Annotated in this window: 13 protein-coding genes and 1 pseudogene; 10 read left to right on the forward strand and 4 right to left on the reverse strand. The window is 70.2% G+C overall.

The features are described 5' to 3' along the window. The first annotated feature begins 470 nt into the window (after positions 1 to 470). The 3 genes from ACQPYE_RS27400 (at position 471) to ACQPYE_RS27410 (ending at position 4,143) form a co-directional block, all read left to right on the forward strand. Positions 471 to 2,054 carry a PHA/PHB synthase family protein gene (locus ACQPYE_RS27400; protein ID WP_498715431.1) on the forward strand — a complete coding sequence of 528 codons (1,584 nt, stop codon included), beginning with the start codon at positions 471 to 473 and terminating at the stop codon, positions 2,052 to 2,054. A 62-nt stretch (positions 2,055 to 2,116) separates the two neighbouring features. Then, a complete protein-coding gene (locus ACQPYE_RS27405; RefSeq protein ID WP_498715433.1) occupies positions 2,117 to 3,226 on the forward strand; it encodes a Leu/Phe/Val dehydrogenase in 1,110 nt (369 codons plus the stop codon). Positions 3,227 to 3,294: 68 nt separating this feature from the next. Next, positions 3,295 to 4,143: an SDR family oxidoreductase gene (locus tag ACQPYE_RS27410; protein ID WP_498715435.1), complete on the forward strand. Its 849-nt coding sequence runs from the start codon at positions 3,295 to 3,297 to the stop codon at positions 4,141 to 4,143. A 170-nt stretch (positions 4,144 to 4,313) separates the two neighbouring features. On the opposite strand, the gene ACQPYE_RS27415 is transcribed toward ACQPYE_RS27410, so the two are convergent. Together ACQPYE_RS27415 and ACQPYE_RS27420 are read right to left on the reverse strand one after the other, a co-directional pair. Beyond that, on the reverse strand, positions 4,314 to 5,213 hold the full coding sequence (locus ACQPYE_RS27415; protein WP_498715437.1) for a phosphotransferase: 900 nt from the start codon (positions 5,211 to 5,213) through the stop codon (positions 4,314 to 4,316). Beyond that, positions 5,210 to 6,583, reverse strand: a complete 1,374-nt coding sequence (locus tag ACQPYE_RS27420) for a helix-turn-helix transcriptional regulator (RefSeq protein ID WP_498715439.1) — start codon at positions 6,581 to 6,583, stop codon at positions 5,210 to 5,212. The genes ACQPYE_RS27415 and ACQPYE_RS27420 overlap by 4 nt, the downstream gene beginning before the upstream one ends. Before the next feature lie 552 nt (positions 6,584 to 7,135). Here ACQPYE_RS27420 and ACQPYE_RS27425 point away from each other — a divergent pair. Beyond that, positions 7,136 to 8,245 carry an ISAs1 family transposase gene (locus ACQPYE_RS27425; RefSeq protein ID WP_498715440.1) on the forward strand — a complete coding sequence of 370 codons (1,110 nt, stop codon included), beginning with the start codon at positions 7,136 to 7,138 and terminating at the stop codon, positions 8,243 to 8,245. Between the two features lie 97 nt (positions 8,246 to 8,342). Here the strand turns inward: ACQPYE_RS27425 and ACQPYE_RS27430 are convergent, their stop codons facing one another. Next, on the reverse strand, positions 8,343 to 8,765 hold the full coding sequence (locus ACQPYE_RS27430) for an Imm1 family immunity protein (RefSeq protein ID WP_498715442.1): 423 nt from the start codon (positions 8,763 to 8,765) through the stop codon (positions 8,343 to 8,345). Between the two features lie 372 nt (positions 8,766 to 9,137). Here ACQPYE_RS27430 and ACQPYE_RS27435 point away from each other — a divergent pair, with 372 nt between their 5' ends. The 6 genes and pseudogenes from ACQPYE_RS27435 to ACQPYE_RS27460 all read left to right on the forward strand — a co-directional run. Beyond that, a complete protein-coding gene (locus tag ACQPYE_RS27435; RefSeq protein WP_498715443.1) occupies positions 9,138 to 9,998 on the forward strand; it encodes an alpha/beta hydrolase family protein in 861 nt (286 codons plus the stop codon). A gap of 595 nt (positions 9,999 to 10,593) precedes the next feature. Continuing rightward, on the forward strand, positions 10,594 to 10,833 hold the full coding sequence (locus ACQPYE_RS27440; protein WP_498715445.1) for an STAS domain-containing protein: 240 nt from the start codon (positions 10,594 to 10,596) through the stop codon (positions 10,831 to 10,833). Between the two features lie 312 nt (positions 10,834 to 11,145). After that, a complete protein-coding gene (locus ACQPYE_RS27445; protein WP_498715446.1) occupies positions 11,146 to 12,270 on the forward strand; it encodes an AI-2E family transporter in 1,125 nt (374 codons plus the stop codon). Positions 12,271 to 12,504: 234 nt separating this feature from the next. Beyond that, entirely contained in the window at positions 12,505 to 13,023 is a 519-nt protein-coding gene (locus ACQPYE_RS27450) for a divalent metal cation transporter (protein WP_498723000.1), read from the forward strand. 198 nt (positions 13,024 to 13,221) lie between these two features. Then, positions 13,222 to 14,058 carry a (2Fe-2S)-binding protein gene (locus tag ACQPYE_RS27455; RefSeq protein WP_498715447.1) on the forward strand — a complete coding sequence of 279 codons (837 nt, stop codon included), beginning with the start codon at positions 13,222 to 13,224 and terminating at the stop codon, positions 14,056 to 14,058. A 398-nt stretch (positions 14,059 to 14,456) separates the two neighbouring features. Then, positions 14,457 to 14,900 (forward strand): annotated as a pseudogene (locus tag ACQPYE_RS27460) (class I SAM-dependent methyltransferase); the annotation flags it as partial. Positions 14,901 to 15,175: 275 nt separating this feature from the next. On the opposite strand, the gene ACQPYE_RS27465 reads toward ACQPYE_RS27460, so the two are convergent. Then, the gene (locus ACQPYE_RS27465) at positions 15,176 to 16,375 is read right to left on the reverse strand and encodes a cytochrome P450 (protein WP_498715449.1); all 1,200 of its coding nucleotides are present in this window, start codon (positions 16,373 to 16,375) and stop codon (positions 15,176 to 15,178) included. Between the last annotated feature and the right edge of the window lie 137 nt (positions 16,376 to 16,512).

Below are 16,512 nucleotides of genomic sequence, written 5' to 3' on the forward strand. Positions count from 1 at the left end.
GGACCGGACCTCAGGCGCCTTCGATCCGTGCCACCGAACGTAGGCGTCGACACGACATCCGTCGCCCGTCGAAGCCATCTCACGTGGTGGGCCGATTCGTGGCGGTCAACGTGGTCGTGACCACCTCGTGCGGGTGAAACCCGGGGGAACGTGCAGTCAGGCACACGGTTTCGCCACGTCGGCACGCACCCACGTGAAACGGCGGCCTGTTGTCGCACATGGTGTCGCGGCCGGGTGCCCGCGCGGTTCCGCGCGCCACCACCGCGCGCCCTCTGCACCCCCGGCGCAACCGCGAGGCCACGGCCACCCAACGCGCCTGCCGTTGCGCGCTGCGCGGTTCTACGGTCTTGCAAAGGAAGTGGACGCCCACCCGGCTGCCGCGCTCCCCGGCGACGTGCCGGGACAGTGCCGGGCGTCCGGAGCCACCACGGGGACCGGTTGAACCGCTGGTCCGGTGAGGAGCACGTCCAGTGGATCCGCACTACCGCGAAGCGCACAGTCCGGATTGGCCGCAGACCGCCGGGCAGCGCGCTGCCGCCGACGTCGAGTGGTGGCACCGCGAACTCCTCACGGCGATGAGATCCGGCCCGGACCCCGACGACGGCCGGTTCCGCGACGCGGCTTGGCACGCCACCGGCTACCGGTTCCTGCTCCGGGGATACCTGGCGTGGCGGAAGCTGGTGCCTGCCGTCGCCGGGACGCCGTTCGCGTCGGCGCGGCGCCGCGCGCAGGCGAGGTTCCTGGCGGAGGTCGTCGCCGAGGCGGCGGCTCCCGTGAACACCTTGCTCGGCAACCCGGCGGCGTTGCGCCGCGCCGCGGCCACCCGCGGCGGGAGCCTGGTCCGCGGGGCGGGCAACTTCCTCGACGACCTGGTGCGACGGCGGGGGCGCCCGGCCAAGATGCAGTCGGGCTCCTACCGCCTGGGGGAGAACCTGGCCACGACGCCCGGCCGGGTCGTGTACCGCGACGACCTCGTGGAGGTGCTCCAGTACGAGCCGCAGACTTCCGAGGTGCGCCGGACTCCCCTGCTGCTCATCCCCGCTTGGGTGAACAAGTTCTACATCTACGACCTGGCACCGGGCCGCAGCCTGGTCGAGTGGGCCGTCCGGGAAGGGTTCACGGTGTTCGCCATCAGCCAGCGCAACCCGCGGCCACACCAGGAGGACGTGGGGCTGGACGAGTACTTCCGGCGCGTTCCACTGCGCGCCTTGGACATCGCGCGGGAGGTCACCGGCTCGCCGGAGGTCCACCTGGTGGGGGTGTGCGCGGGCGGAATGCTCGCCGCGTCCCTGGCCGCCTGGCTCACGGCGGGCGGGGAACCGGGTGCGGCGTCGCTGACGCTGCTGATGTCCGCCCTCGACCACCAAGCAGCCGACAGTGGTGAGAACCTGTGGTCGGAAGTCGAGATCAAGGCGCTGACCCGTGTGCTGTCGAGGCGGCGAGGCTTGGTCGACGCCGGCCGGATCAGCCTGCTGCTCGACTTGCTGCGCTCCCGGGACACGCTGTGGCAGCCGTTGATCTCGGGCTGGCTGCTCGGCGAACGGCCGGCGCCCTTCGACATCTGGGCCTGGAGCGAGGACGGGGTGGACGTGCCCCGCGTCCTCTTCGAACAGACGCTCCGCCTATCGGCCGACAACGCGCTGGCCCGCGGCTCGCTGCGAATCGCGGGGAGGCCGATCGACCTCGCCGCCGCCACGCAGGACGCCTTCGTGGTCGCCGGCGTCCGGGACCACATCGTCTCCTGGGAAACGGTGTACCGCAGCGCACGGCTGCTCGGCGGCGAAGTCGCCTTCCACCTCGTGCCCTCAGGGCACGTGGGCAGCATCATCAACCCACCACGCCCCGCAGCGGCCTACCGGACAGGTCCGACCGAGTTGCCGGCCGACCCCTCGGACTGGGCGGCCGGCTCGGCGGCGCGGCAGGAATCCTGGTGGCAGGCGTGGTCCCGCTGGCTCGCTCCCCGGTCGGGGCCGCACGTGCCCGCCCGCGCACCCGGGAGCGACCGTCACCCCGCCGGTCCCCCCGCACCCGGTCTCCACGTGCGATCGCGCTGACCGGAGGTTCCCCGGTTCTCGTCACGACAGCAGACCAAGTCATCACCCCGAGGAGGAACGACATGAGCACGTTCACCCGTAGCGCTCCCCTTGCCGCTCTCGGCCCGGCCGCCCTCGACCACGAGCAAATCATCCTGTGCCAGGACGCGGCCACAGGACTGAAAGCCGTCATCGCCATCCACTCCACCGCGCTGGGCCCGGCGCTGGGCGGCACCCGCTTCCGCCGCTATCCCAGTGACGAGGAAGCCGTCAAAGACGCGTTGGACCTGTCACGCGGCATGTCGTACAAGAACGCCATGGCCGGGCTCGACTTCGGCGGCGGCAAGGCCGTCATCATCGGCGAACCGGCTCGGGACAAGTCCGAGGAGCTGCTGATGGCCTTCGGGCGGTGCGTGGCCGACATGGGCGGTCGGTTCACGACCGGGTCCGACCTGGGCACCGACCTGACGGACATGGCGGTGCTGTCCCGCGTGTGCCGATGGGTCGTGGGCCTGTCCCACGAGACGGGCGACGTGGGCGACACGTCGAACCTCACCGCGCAGGGGTTGGTCCACGGCATCCGCGCGGCGGCCGGACACCGCTGGGGCTCCACGTCGCTGCGAGGGCGGGTGGTCGGTGTCGCGGGGCTGGGAAAGGTCGGTCGCAGGCTGGTGGGCCTCCTCGTCCACGAAGGCGCGGAGGTGGTGGTCACCGACCTGCGTGCCGAGGCAGTGCGCCGTGTCGTGGAGGAATTCCCCGGAGCTGTGGCCGTTGAGGACGCTGACGCCCTGGTCCGATTCGAGGGCTTGGACGTCTATTCCCCTTGTGCGGTGGGAGGAACCCTGAACTCCGCCGTCGCCTCGGTACTCACCGCCGAGGTCGTGTGCGGCGCCGCCAACAACCAGCTCGCCCATCCGGAGGTGGAGCAGCGGCTCGCCGACCGGGGGGTGCTCTACCTCCCGGACTACGTGGTCAACGCCGGTGGCGCGATCCGCGCGGCCGGGGAATCGCTCGGGCACTCCGTGCGCGAGAGCGCCGCGAACGTCGGACGGATCTTCGACACCACGCTGGAGGTCCTGGAACGCGCCGAGTCGGACGGCATCCTGCCCGGCGAGGCCGCCGACCGGACAGCCCGGCAGCGCATCACCGCCGCGGCCGAGAAGCATGTGAGCAGGACTGCGGCACGCGCGTAGCAGGTGCGCAACCAACTCGGGTGGCAGCAACCGCGTCACCGAGCACGAGGACACCGAGGAGTCTATCCATGATCTTGGACAGGTTTCGTCTGGACGGCAAAGTCGCCGTGGTGACCGGAGCCGGTCGCGGCATCGGCGCGGCGAGCGCCGTCGCACTCGCCGAAGCCGGAGCGGATGTCGTGCTCGCCGCACGCACGGAACCCCAGCTGCTCGCGGTGGCCGAGAAAGTGCGGAGAACGGGTAGCCGCCCCCACGTCGTGCCGGGCGACCTGTCGGACCCGGATGCCGCGGCGGCGTTGGCCGATCGCGCCGCGGCCGAGTTCGGCCGGCTCGACGTGGTGGTCAACAACGTCGGCGGCGGCTCGGCCAGGTCACTGGCGCGCAGTTCGACGGAAGACCTCGAAAAGGCCTTCCGCTTCAACGTCTCCACCGCGCACGCGCTGACGCGTGCCGCGGCCGACGTGATGCTGCGCGGCGACGGCGGCGCGATCGTCAACATCTCCTCGGTGATCGGACGCGTCACCGGCCGCGGATTCCTCGCCTATGGCACGGCGAAAGCGGCGTTGACCCACTACACGCGCCTCGCCGCCGCGGATCTGTCACCCCGGATCCGGGTCAACGCCGTGGCCCCGGGCACCGTGCTCACGTCGGCGTTGCGAGCGCTCCTCGGGGAAGGCGCGATGCGCACGCAGGCCGAGGCCGCGACGCCACTGCGGCGAATCGGCGATCCGGAGGACGTCGCCGCCGCGGTCCTGTACCTCGCCACGGATGCGAGCGCATACCTGACCGGGAAGGTCATCGAGGTCGACGGCGGGTTGCAGGCGCTCAACGTGGACCTGGGTCTCCCCGATCTCCAGGCGGGTAACGCACAGGTCGGCCAGTGGCCGCAAGCGGTCCGGGACCGGGCGACGGGCTGACGGGTGGCCCGGTCGTGCCGCATCAGTCTCCGGCCTGCTCCGGTCAGGGGATGCGGCACTCTGCCCCTACACGCCGGGTCTGCTGCACGGATTGGTGACATCTGAGTTGGCTTGCCTTGATGGAAGACGACTTGGGTACGGCGGCGCTCCCCCGTGGCGATAGATGATTGTCACGGCACTGCATGCCAGCCGCTCCACGGTCTCGGACCTTGATGGCCATGCAGGCAGGCGAGTCGGTGTGCGGCCTGGTTGGCATAGCGTGCTGGATTGGTGCTTGCTACTTGGATGGCCATGGTGGTCATGCGCAGTTCGCGGATGTCACGCAAGACGTCAAATCCGGCCCAGGTGGTGACGTCGAAGCCGTAGGCCCTGCTGTAGGCGGTCCATTCAGCGGTGTTCATCCAGTCGGTGGTGACGTGCGAGACGGCGGTGGAGACCAGGTCCCATTCCGGTGGGCCGAGCGCGCAGCGCTCGAAGTCCAGCAGCACCACGTCGCCATCACGAGTACGGACCACGTTGCCTTCCCACGCGTCGCCGTGGACCACCGCGCGTGGCAGGCCGGGTGGTAGGGCGTCGTAGGCGTCCTGGAGTGCTGCCAGCCGCCTCAATATCCATGCCCGGTCGTCGTCGCTCAGCACGGACGCGGCCTGGATGCGTTCGGCGAGCCGCACGAATGGGTCCAGTTCGGGCAGTTCGAAGTCCTCCGGCGGAGCAAGGGCGTGGAAGCGGCGCAGGACGGCAGCCACGTCGTCACTGGAACCGGGCTCGTGCGGGGGCAGTTCGTGCCAGAACGTCACGGCTCTGCCCTCGACCACGACCGGTTGTTCCACCTCCCGCAGCACGCGTACGGCCGGCACGCCGCCGTCCTCCAGCCACCGGGCTACCTGTACCTCTTTGGCCGCCGCGGCGTCTTGCCCGACGCGCGCGACCCTGGCCACCAGGGAACCGGGCAGCCGGTAGAGGTCGTTCTCCCCGAGCCGGATCACCGCAGTACCTGCCGTGTCCAAGCCCGCCTTCGCGGCGGCGCTCTCGAGTGCCGCGCGGCTGGTGTTCCGTTGGGTGTCGGTCATCCGACCACCGCTGTGCCGATGCGGTGCCGCAACTCGGCCACCTCCGTGACGTTGTCGTGCACAAGCGCGAAGCGGTGAAGATCGCGCAGGTCATCCGCGGCGCGTCGTGACTTCACGGTGCCCGCCCAGTCCAGCGCCAGGCTACCGAGCACGGCGGCTTCCGCCGGATCTCCGACGGCCATGACCAGGGAGGCAAGCTTGGTCTGGCTGATCGCACGGGCACGGGCGAACTCGTCACCGTGTCCGGTCACCGCCGAGGCGAGCCTGTCCCGGGCTTCCGCGTAGAAGTGTCCTCGGACGGCGGTGTCCCACAAGGCGTGCCCCGTGTCCCCGGCATGTTGAGCGGTGTCGTAATACCGCATCCACGGCGGATCGTCGTCCGGGCGGCTATGGCCGAACTCCTCGTCGGCGGCACCGACCGCGCTCGCCGTCTCCTGCATCCTGGCGAGCTTGGCCAGCGCGCGGGCACGACCGGTGTGCAGCATGGCCCGCTCGGTGGCGGTCAACCGATCGGCACGCACCAGGGCCAACTCGGTGAACGTCAGCCCACTGTCGGGATCACCGCACCAGATCGCCTGGCGTGCCATCGAGGAGAGCACCTTGGCGCGCAGGTGCCAGTCCCCTGCCTCCTCGGCGCACGCCAGGGCGAAGCGGAACATGCGACGCGCGTCGTCGTGGGCGTAAGCGTCGAAAGCCATGAACCCGGTGACGTGACCGAGGTAGCCCACGGCCGAGAACAGGGCTGGGCGGACCTTGTCCGAGCACCGTGCGCCCAGCAGGCCCGCGCAAAACCGCAGTTGCGCGGTGACGGCCGTGCGGACCAGCCCTCCACCGTAGAGAGCGTCCCAGCCCTCGAAAGCACGTGCAGCGGCCCGCACCTCCTCGACTTCCGTCAAGCCGACCACCGAAGGAAGAGGCTCAGGCTGGACCGGCACGATGAGCTCGGCCAATCCGGACCAATCGGCTGTCGACCTCGCAGAGGAAGGCCTCACATTACCCGTTGACGTTGTCATGACGTCATCCGAGTGAAGGTTGAGTCGTATCCGACTACCTACATCACGAGGGTCATCGATGTCGTCCAGTGACCTTTTCTGCTGTCCACCTTCTGCTCTGCCGAATTGCTGACGGAGTCGTCTCTGCTCGTCCTTGACTTCTTCTCTCAGCGTGATCAGCGCACCCTCGGCGCCCAAGGCGTGGTCGAGAGCCCTGACCATCTCGGCGGAGGGGAGGTTGTGGCCGGGGCGTTCGGCCAGGGACACGTACTGCCTGGTGTAGCCGACCATCCGAGCCAGTTGCGGCTGGCTGAGACCGGTCTCGGTGCGGCGTCGACGGATCTCGCGGGCGAGCCGAAGTCCAGCCGATTTGGTCACGTCAGACTGCTTATCATCACTCATGTCGCCTCCGCCTGCACTGGAGGAAAAGGGGGCAAATCCATATTCCGACTGTTTGCGCTACCCCCTGATCGTACCGGTCCTGACCAAACCCACACGAACGACTCGACGAACCGAAAGGGAAGATAACCGACGACAGGATCTGTCCGAGCTGCCTGCTGTCGATAGGCACAGTAGTACTCAGGACGCTGAATGAGTCACCGCCAGCACAGCTCTACACCACGCCAACGTGCTTCATCGTCAGGAAACTCGGTCGCAGTGGGTGAGGTAGGTCCGTCCCCAGGGCGATTGCGTAGTCGGACAGCAAGGCTCTGAGCTGGGAGTTCGTGGAGTGAAGGGCCTTCGTGGAGGCGATGGTGGCGGGTGAGATCGCGTCGGTGATCATGGAGTTGCGACGCTTCACGACTCCGAGGAAGACCTCACCCGCCGATGACATCATCTCTCATCACCGCACTGACCGTCACGACGCCCTCCGGCAACGGCCCGGCGGCGCCTGTCACCGATGGTGAGCAGGGTGGTCTGCTGGACGCCTTGGCGAAGGTCCCGGACCCGCGTGACCCGCGCGGGATCCGATACCCACTGTCGGCACTGCTGATGGTCGCGGTCTGCGCGGTCCTGGCCGGGGCGTCGTCCTTCGCGGCGATCAGCGACTGGCTGCGGGATCTCGACCGTCATGCCCGTGACCGGCTCGGTTTCGACCGCATCCCTTCCGGCACAACGATGTGGCGGCTGTTGACCCGCCTCGACGCCGACCAGTTGGCCACCGTCCTCGCCGGCTGGCTCACCACCCGCACCCGACGATCACCACCGGCCCGACCAGGCCGACACCGCCGCGTCATCGCCGTGGACGGCAAGACCCTGCGCGGCGCCCGCGTCGGCGACGGCCGCCAGGTCCACCTGCTCTCCGCGCTGGACACCGACACCGGCATCGTCCTGGCCCAGATCACCGTGGACCCGAAAACGAACGAGATCCCCGCGTTCACCCCGCTTCTCGACGCCGTCCACACGGTCGTCGGCACCCTGAAAGGCACCGTGTTCGTCGCCGACGCACTGCATGCCCAAGCCGGCCACGCCCGGCAGGTCGCCGCCCGCGGAGCCCACCTGATGACCGCGGTCAAAGGCAACCAACCGAAGCTCCTCGCCCAACTCAAATCCTTACCCTGGCCCGAAATCCCGGTCGGTGGCCGCACCCGAAACCGCGGCCACGGACGCCGCGAGACCCGCACCGTCAAAGCCGTCACCCCGCGCACCCCCGGCGGCATCGCGTTCCCGCACGCCGAGCAGGCCGTCCGGATCACCCGCAGCCGCACCACCAGCGCAAAGACCACCCGCGAAACGGCCTACTTCACCATGTCCCTGCCCGCCGGCGACGCCCCGCCGGCCGAACTGCAGGACTGGATCCGCCGCGAATGGCTCATCGAGAACCAGATCCACCACGTCCGCGACGTGACGCTCCGTGAAGACTCACACCAAGCCCGGACCGGCACCGGCCCCGCCGTCATCGCCACCCTGCGCAACACCGCGATCGGATGGCACCGCACCAACGGCGACACCAACATCGCCCGCGCCCTCCGACGCGCCAACCGCCGATCACACGACCTCATCACCGCCGTGACCAGCAGCTACCCCACAACGCAATGACCCTGGGTCCGTCCCTCCGAACGCCCATCGTGACGTCCGAGAGTGAAGCCAGAGTCCGGACGCCGTTCCCGCCGGAGGCTGCGAATAGACCTCTCAGTCAGGTTTCCCATGGTCTCCAGGTGACCGCCGACGAGCGGTCACCGTCGCTGGCGATGAGGTCGTGGGCTGCCTTGATCACGTCCGTCAGCGGCAGTTCGGCGTCGGAGGGCCATTCGCGGGTGTGGGCCTGGTGGTCGTAGAGGACCGGTTCGCCGTTCGGGTCGTCGCCGTTGGTGGTGATGTAGGAGCCGGTGGCGTCGGCGTGGGCGATGAAGCCGCGGTCGGGGGCGATGCCCAGCCGGACGGCCACCCAGCCCTCGGCCCACGGGTCGGGGCGGGCCAGTTCGACCATCGGCGGGACCGGGCCGTCCTGTGCGACGAAGTCGGCGGCCATGCGTTGCAGCAGCGCGTCGAGATCGGCCGCGCCCGTGATCGGAGTCAGCTCCTCGCCCCTCTTGTACCAGGCCATCAACGACGCCACGGCGGTTTCCTCCGATGGACTTCTTGTACGGCCTTGAGGTCGGCCAACGGCCCTGGTGGCAGATCGGGTCTGGCCAGCAGTCGCGGCTTGGACGACTGCTTCGCCTCGCTGCTTTCCTCGCTCACCCCACACATAGTGCCCGCACCGCGGACGCTCGACCTACCCACTGCCCGCATACCTGGAGGGTGGGTGAGCAGGCCTCGGCCCGTGACCGACTGTCGAAGACCGGCCGTGCGACTTGCTAGCACTTCACCTGAGCCCTGTCATCCGCACCGCCACCGGGACCGGTGGTTGCACCGATGCGGACCGGTGGGGCGGTGGCGCAGGGTCGTCGCTGTCCACGGTTCCCTGCCAAGCGAGGTGTACACCGACGTGCAACTCCGCACACTGATCCCCGCGCTGGTTTCCGCGCTCACCCTGTCGCTGGTGGCGGTCTCCCCCGCCAACGCCGAGGTCGAGTACCGACGCGGCCCGGCTCCGTCCAACGCGAGCATCGAGGCGTTGCGCGGTCCCTTCAGCACCGCCTCCACCTCGGTGTCGTCGCTGGTGAGCGGCTTCGGCGGCGGCACGATCCACTATCCGACGAGCACCTCCGAGGGCACCTTCGGCGCGGTCGCCATCTCACCCGGCTTCACCGGCACGGAGTCCACCATCGCGTGGTTGGGCCCCCGCCTGGCGTCGCAGGGCTTCGTGGTGATCACGATCGCCACCAACACCCTCTACGACCAGCCCGACAGCCGGGCGGACCAACTGCTCGCCGCCCTGGACTACCTGACCCAGCGCAGCGATGTCCGCGGCCGGATCGACGCCTCGCGGCTGGGCGTCATGGGTCACTCGATGGGCGGCGGCGGCACGCTCCGGGCCGCCGAGCAGCGCCCGGCCCTGCAGGCCGCGATTCCCCTGACCGGTTGGCACACCGACAAGACCTGGGGCAGCGTGCGGGTGCCCACCCTGGTGATCGGTGCCGACGGCGACACGATCGCACCGGTGGCCTCGCACTCCCAGCCGTTCTACACCTCGCTGCCGTCCACCCTGGACAAGGCGTACCTGGAGCTCAACGGCGCCAGCCACTTCACGCCGAACAGCTCGAACACGACGATCGCGAAGTACAGCATCGCGTGGCTCAAGCGGTTCATCGACAACGACACCCGCTACGAGCAGTTCCTGTGCCCGGCGCCGAGCCGGAGCCTGACGATCTCGGAGTACCGAGACACCTGTCCCCACTCCGTCTGATCCACTCGAAGACCCACCCTGAAAGGCCCGGGCGTGGCACCGCGACGATGTCCGGTGCCACGCCGGGCCTGGTGGTCCGGGTCGCCGACGCCGCGTCCACCGGCACCCGCGCCAACGCACCGGTTGGACCGGGATGGCCGGGCGCGTAGGCCGGGAACAGGTACGCGACTGTCACCACCGGTGGCCCCGACCACGAGTGCCGACCGAACGCGCGGAGCCGGTCGCCTTCGGCACGTGCCTGAGGATGGCGGGACTACTGACGCCCAGCAGGCGCGCGAGCTCGAGCAGCCCCCGTCGTAGCGATCCCGGCACCGGGCCCGAACGAGAGCCGGTACGGCGCGAAAGTTGCCGATGACCGAGGCGGGCGGTTCCGCTCGCCCGTCCGTGGACGACGCGGTCGCGGTCCGTGCACACCAGGTCACCCTGTCGGGGGTTCGGTGACCGGCGGACCCAGAACAGGCACTGTCGATCCGAGCGGCCCGGAGCGCGAGTCCGTCCGCCTCGGGCAGCAGCGGGTACGGCACGTCGTGCGGGTGGGCTTGCCGCCACTGGTCAGTTCGTCCGTCCCGATCTCGGACCGGACCAGGTGGTCCTGTTGAACCGGCGGCCCGCCGCGCTGGTGGTCGACCTCGACGGAGTGGAGTTCTTCGGGTCGTCGGGCATCACGACGCTGCTGGAGGCCAGGGAGCGTGCCCGTCCGGCTGGGGCGGGGTTCGCCGTGGCCGCGAGTCGGCGACCGGTGCTGAGAACGCTTCAGGTGACCGACCTGGTGGAGGTGCTGCACGTCCGGGTGAGCTTGCCGGAAGCAGTCGACTTCGCCCGATCGGCCGTGTAGCCCGAACTACGGTCGAGAGGAACGCGTGCCTTCCGCCGGGCTGATGCGCGTGTCACGGATTCGGGTGCCGGCGGCGTATCGGTGCCTGTCGAAGAGCCGCGCCGGTCGGGTCGGGCACCGGGGCGGTCCGGTTTCCGATTCGTCGTTGCCGCTCACGTGTGCACGCCGAGGGTGTGGATTCGTCCGGACCGGGTAGGTGATGCACGCCCCGGTTCGGGGCTTCGACGAGGAAGAGGTGTGATGGGCGGTCGGACGGAGTTCTCGCGCCCCGACGATGACGCAGCACCGTCGGCACAGGGACATCACGAGTTGGTGGGCCAGCCTCATCGAGAGGACGAGGAAGGACCGGTGGCCGAGGCCGAGGCGGTCGCGGCGGAGATCAGCACGCCGCAGCAGCCGCTGGGGCGGCCCGGCAAGCCTCTCAACCGGAGGTCTCCGTTCTTCGTCGGGATGCTCGGCGCGGCCGGTGTCGCGGCCACCTACCTGCTCGCCCAGATCATCGTCACCGCGCAGGACATGCTGGTGCTGATCGGGTTGGCGTGGTTCATCGCGATCGGCCTGGAACCGGCGGTGTCCTGGCTGGTCGGCCGCCGCCTGCCCCGCTGGGCCGCCGTCACCGCGGTGTTCGCCGGGGTACTGGGGCTGGTCGGCGGCTTTCTCGCCGCCGCGATCCCGGTGATCGTCGCGCAGGCCGGCGAGTTCGCGGCCGACGTGCCCGACCACCTGCAACGCCTGCAGGACAGCAACTCCGCGCTGGGGCGGCTCAACGGCCGCTTCGGCGTCGAGGAGCAACTGCGCCGACTGCTCGACGGCCAAGCAGCGGTGGAAGGCGCACTGGGTGCCGGCCAGGCCGTGCTCGGCGTGCTGGGCGACCTGCTGATCGTCGTGGTGCTCACCATCTACTTCCTGGCCGACCTGCCCCGCATCCGCCAGGGCCTCTACCGGCTGGTGCCGCACTCGCGACGGCCCAGGGCCATCCTGATCGGCGACGAGATCTTCGCCAAGGTCGGCGGCTACGTCCTGGGCAACCTCACCATCTCCCTGATAGCGGGTGCCCTCACCTTCGTGTGGCTGCTGGCGTGGAACGTGCCGTACGCGCTGCTGCTGGCCGTCACCGTCGCCCTGCTCGACCTCGTCCCCGTCGTCGGCGCCACGCTCAGCGCCGTCGTGGTGTCGCTGGTCGCCTTCACCGTGTCGCTGCCGGTCGGGCTGTCCACCATCGGGTTCTTCGTCGTCTACCAACTGCTGGAGGACTACGTGCTCGTACCCAGGATCATCGGCCGCGCGGTCAAGGTCCCCGCCCTGATCACCGTCGTCGCCGTGTTGCTGGGCGGTGTGCTCCTCGGCGTCATCGGCGCACTGGTGGCCATCCCCATCGCCGCAGCGGTGCTGCTGCTCCTGCGCGAGGTCACCTTCCCCCGCCTCGACAAAGCCTGACCCACCCGATCGGGCGTTGTGCTCGTGCCGCACGTCCGGAATGCGGCACGAGCGCGGACGGGCCGACGAGACTTACGTGGTGGCCAACGTCGTCAGCGACTCCAATTCGTGTGACAGTCCTCCGCCGCCCAGGGCACTCAGGGACCAGTCCTGCACCGCCGAGCCGATCACCCCCGCCGACAGGCATCGTCTGGGCACCCACGTACGGCCGCGCACGAGGGCGGCGGGCTGTACCTGACCGACGACGAGGTCGCCGCGTCGGCCCTGATCGGATACGACGCCGTGGACAGCATGGAGGACGGGCACGCGGCGATCGGCGCCGAACTCGGCGACGGCATTGCCCAGCTGTTCGCCGTCGGGCTGCTCGCCTCCGGTTTCGCCTCCACCGCCGCGGGCTGCTACTCCGGCGTGGTCGTCCTGGACGGTCTGATCGAGGTCCGCGCGCCTCTCCTGGTCCGACGCCTGGCCACGCTGGTGCCCGCGCTCGTCGTGCTGGGCGCGGGTGTGGACCTGACGGTCGCACTGGTGCTCTCGCAGGTCGTGCGGTCCTTCGGCATCTCCTTCGTCCTGATTCCGCTGGTCCGGCTGACCTCCGGTCGCGTCGTGATGGGCGTCCACGTCAACCACCGGGCCGTCACCACCGCCGCAGTTCTCGTCGCCGCAGCGGTGATCGCGCTGAACACGGCGTGGATTTCATCTGACCGTGCGATGAGCCGTTCGACTCCTGGCGATGGCACACCACAAACACAGTGAGACGCGTCACAGGAACTGGCGCGCTGTCTCATGCGACCACCTGGGCAGAGGACTTTCGCCTGGGCTTGATCGGGAACACCAGCCGGGATCGCACCAGGACGCTGGTCCTCGTCACACAGCACCAGCCGCCGCCGGTCAAAGCCGCTACCCGACCTGGAGGCACCTGTGAGGCCCGTCAGTTCGTCACCGCTTGATTCGGTGGCCGACCACCGAGACCGCACCGGCCTCAACACCACCGGCTGCGGCACGGCCGATGACACGATCCCGCAGGATCCGGGCGGCTTCATCGACGGCGAGCGCACCGACCCGCCCGGCGCGGTGGCCGGTTTCCCGTGGGCGCTGCCTACCGGAGCTCAGTCGATCGGGCGCGCCGAGGTCGCCGCCGCGCTGTCGGCAGCGGCGAGGATCAGCCCGGACTGCGCGGCCGACCAGGACCACACCGGCGAGCCGCTGCGCTCGCTGCACACCGATCCCGCAGCCTTGACCGAGGCCGTGCGGCGGGTCGGCGCGAGGTTCGAGGCCGCCGAGGCCCGCGTGGCCGCGTCGACCCTGCAGTTCCTGGTGGCGCACCGGCTGTGGTCGGTCGCCCTCGGCGCGCTGGCCGGCGGTGGTGTCGTGCCCGACCTGGTCGGGGTGCGGTACCGGGTCGACGAGGACGCCTCCGTGCGGCTGTCACTGCCCGACCCCGGTGGGTGGACCACCACCGGTGATGCCGCGCCGCTGCTGCTGCGCGCCGTGGTCGAGGATCACCTGGTGCCGTTCCACCGCGGGCTGCGCGCCGTGGTCAAGGTCGCCGACGGGCTGCTGCGGGGCAATGCCGCCGCGGCCCTGCGCAGCGCCCTGCGGCCACTGCCCGCCGACCTCGGCACACTCGGGGACCGCCTGCTGTCCACCCCGCTGCTGCGCGGCGCGCTGTCCTCCGACGGCACCCGCCGCAGTTGCTGCCTGTTCTACCGCACCCCCACCGGCCACACGTGCCGCGCCTGCCCGCTCGTCGGCGCCGCGGTCACCGCGTCGAGAGGGAACCGCACCTGACCGGTCCCCAGGGGCGGTGTGACCGAGGAGGTCGACATGCATGTCCACCGGTTGACCGCCGAGGATCACGGGTTGCTCGATGTCGCGGTGCGCAGGTTCCGTGACGTCGTGGTCGAGGATCACGCCTCGTTCCTTGAGGATTCCGCGACGGTCGTGTTCGTGGCGTTGGAGGACGACGAGGTGCTCGGGTGGGTGTGGGGCTGCCGGTGGGCGCCCTTCGCCGCACGCCGATGCGGGTTACTGGTGGGTGCTCGACGGCGCTACGGCCGGCTGACCTCCGACATGGCGGTCCGCTTGCGGGCGTGTGCCGCCGGGACCTGCGCGCCCGCCGGGCTCGCGGACGCGTACCCGGAAACGGGACGACACCCGGACGACACCCGATCGAAGGTGCTGCCGGCATGGCTCGATGCGCGTGCACACCGCCTACGAAGGTGCCCTCGGCGACCACTTCGCCCACCGTGCCACCGACAGCCCCTACAACGCCCACACCGACCGGCCGGCCGTGCTCGCCCTGGCCCGGGGACGTCACCGGGTCGAGGGTCCTCGACGCCGGGTGCGGCACCGGGCACTACATCGCTGAGCTGCGGGCGCGGGGAGCGGCCGAGGTCGTCGGTGTCGACGGCAGCGCAACGCTGCTCGGTCACGCCCGCGAGCGCGTCGGGGGCGATCCCGCGGTGCGGCTGCACCGGCACGATCTGGAGGAGCCGCTGACCTTCCTGGCCGACGGCTCGTTCGACGTCGTGGTGATGGCCCTGGTGCACCACCACGTCGAGGCCCGGAGGCACCTGCTCGCCGAGGTGCACCGGGTGCTCCGGCCGGCCGGCGTCCTGGTGCTGTCCACCACGCACCCGATCGCCGACTGGACGTGGCACGGCGGGTCCTACTTCGACGCGGGGCGCGTCGAGGCGGGCGTCGGCGACGGTTTCACCATCAACTACCGCCGCATGACGTTGCAGACCTTCCTGAACGAACTTCTCGACGCCGGTTTCGCGTTGGAGCGCGTCGCGGAACCGGGCCACCGAGGAGGCCCGGAGTGTCGACGAGCGGCGGTACCTCAAGACCCAGCGGACGCCGTTCTTCCTCGCGGTCAGGATGAGGAAGAACCCGTGCGCGGGGGCTACCAGGTGACGGGGAGCCGCTCCGGGCCGCGTGCCATCCGGCCGTGTCGCCAGGACAGCTCGTCCTCGGCGGCGGCCGGCCGCAGGGTCGGGAAGCGGCGCAGCAGGGAACCGAGGGCCACACGCAGCTCGGCCTTGGCCAGCTGGGCGGCGACGCAGTAGTGCAGGCCGAAGCCGAACGCGAGATGCGGGTTGGGTTTGCGGGTGACGTCGAGTTCGTCGGGGCGGTCGAAGACGCGGTCGTCGCGATTGGCGGCGTCGGGGTGCACCATCACCGCGTCACCGGCGCGGACGAGCACGCCGCCCAGTTCGACGTCCTCCAAGGCGATGCGGGTGAATCCCGCCGAGGTGACCAGGGGGTTGAAGCGCAGCAGTTCGTCCACCGCCCGGTCGATCAGCGCGGGGTCGGCGCGCAGCGCGGCGAGCTGGTCGGGATGGGTGAGCAGGGTGTGGATGCCGTTGCCGAGCTCGCTGGTCGTGGTCTCCAGACCGGCGTAGAGCAGGGTCACGCCCAGCACGACCAGCTCGTCCTCGCTGAGCCGGTCGTCGGTGTCGCGCGCTTGGACCAGGGCGCCGAGCAGGTCGTCGCCGGGTTCGCGGCGGCGGGCGGCGACCAGGCCGGCCACGTAGTCCTTCAACCGGGCGAACGCGGCGTGGATCTCCTCGCTGGAGAACGCGGTGGTGGCCAGCGCGACGTCGATCCAGCCCGCGAACTCCTCGCGGTCGGCGACCGGCACGCCCAGCATCTGGCAGATCACCGCTACCGGCACCGGCACCGCGAAGCCCGCGATCAGGTCGGCGGGCGGTCCCTGCTCCTCGATCCGGTCGAGCAGTTCGTCGGTGACGTGCTGGGCGTGTTCGGCCAGGCGCTCGATCCGCCGGGGGCTGAAGGCGGCGGCGACCAGGCGGCGCAGCCGGGTGTGCTCGGGCGGGTCGACGGTGTGCAGCGTGGCGTCGGTGTGCCTGCGGGGTGAGGCTCGGGGCACGTCGCGGTCCAGCAGCGCGGCCCGGCTGAACCTCGGGTCGCTGAGCACCGTGCGGACGTCTTCATGCCGCACGGCCAGCCACGCGTCGCCCCCGTAGGGCAGGGAGATGCGGCTGAGCGGTTCGTGCTCCCGGAGATGGGCGTACTCCGGCTCCAACTCCAGCGCGGTCGGCTCGCGGAACGGGTAGGCGCGTGCTGCCTGCGTGGGTCGCATCGGATCCCCAACCTCGAAGTCGGCTGTCACCACCACAGGTCGTCCTGGCAGGTTCGGAAGTTCCCGACAGTCGACGGCGGTCGACGTGTCTCGGGAACCGGTCGAAGCTCTCCGACGACCAGTAGGACGGGAAGGCG

This window comes from Actinosynnema sp. CA-299493 (assembly GCF_050946825.1).
GTDB lineage: Bacteria > Actinomycetota > Actinomycetes > Mycobacteriales > Pseudonocardiaceae > Actinosynnema.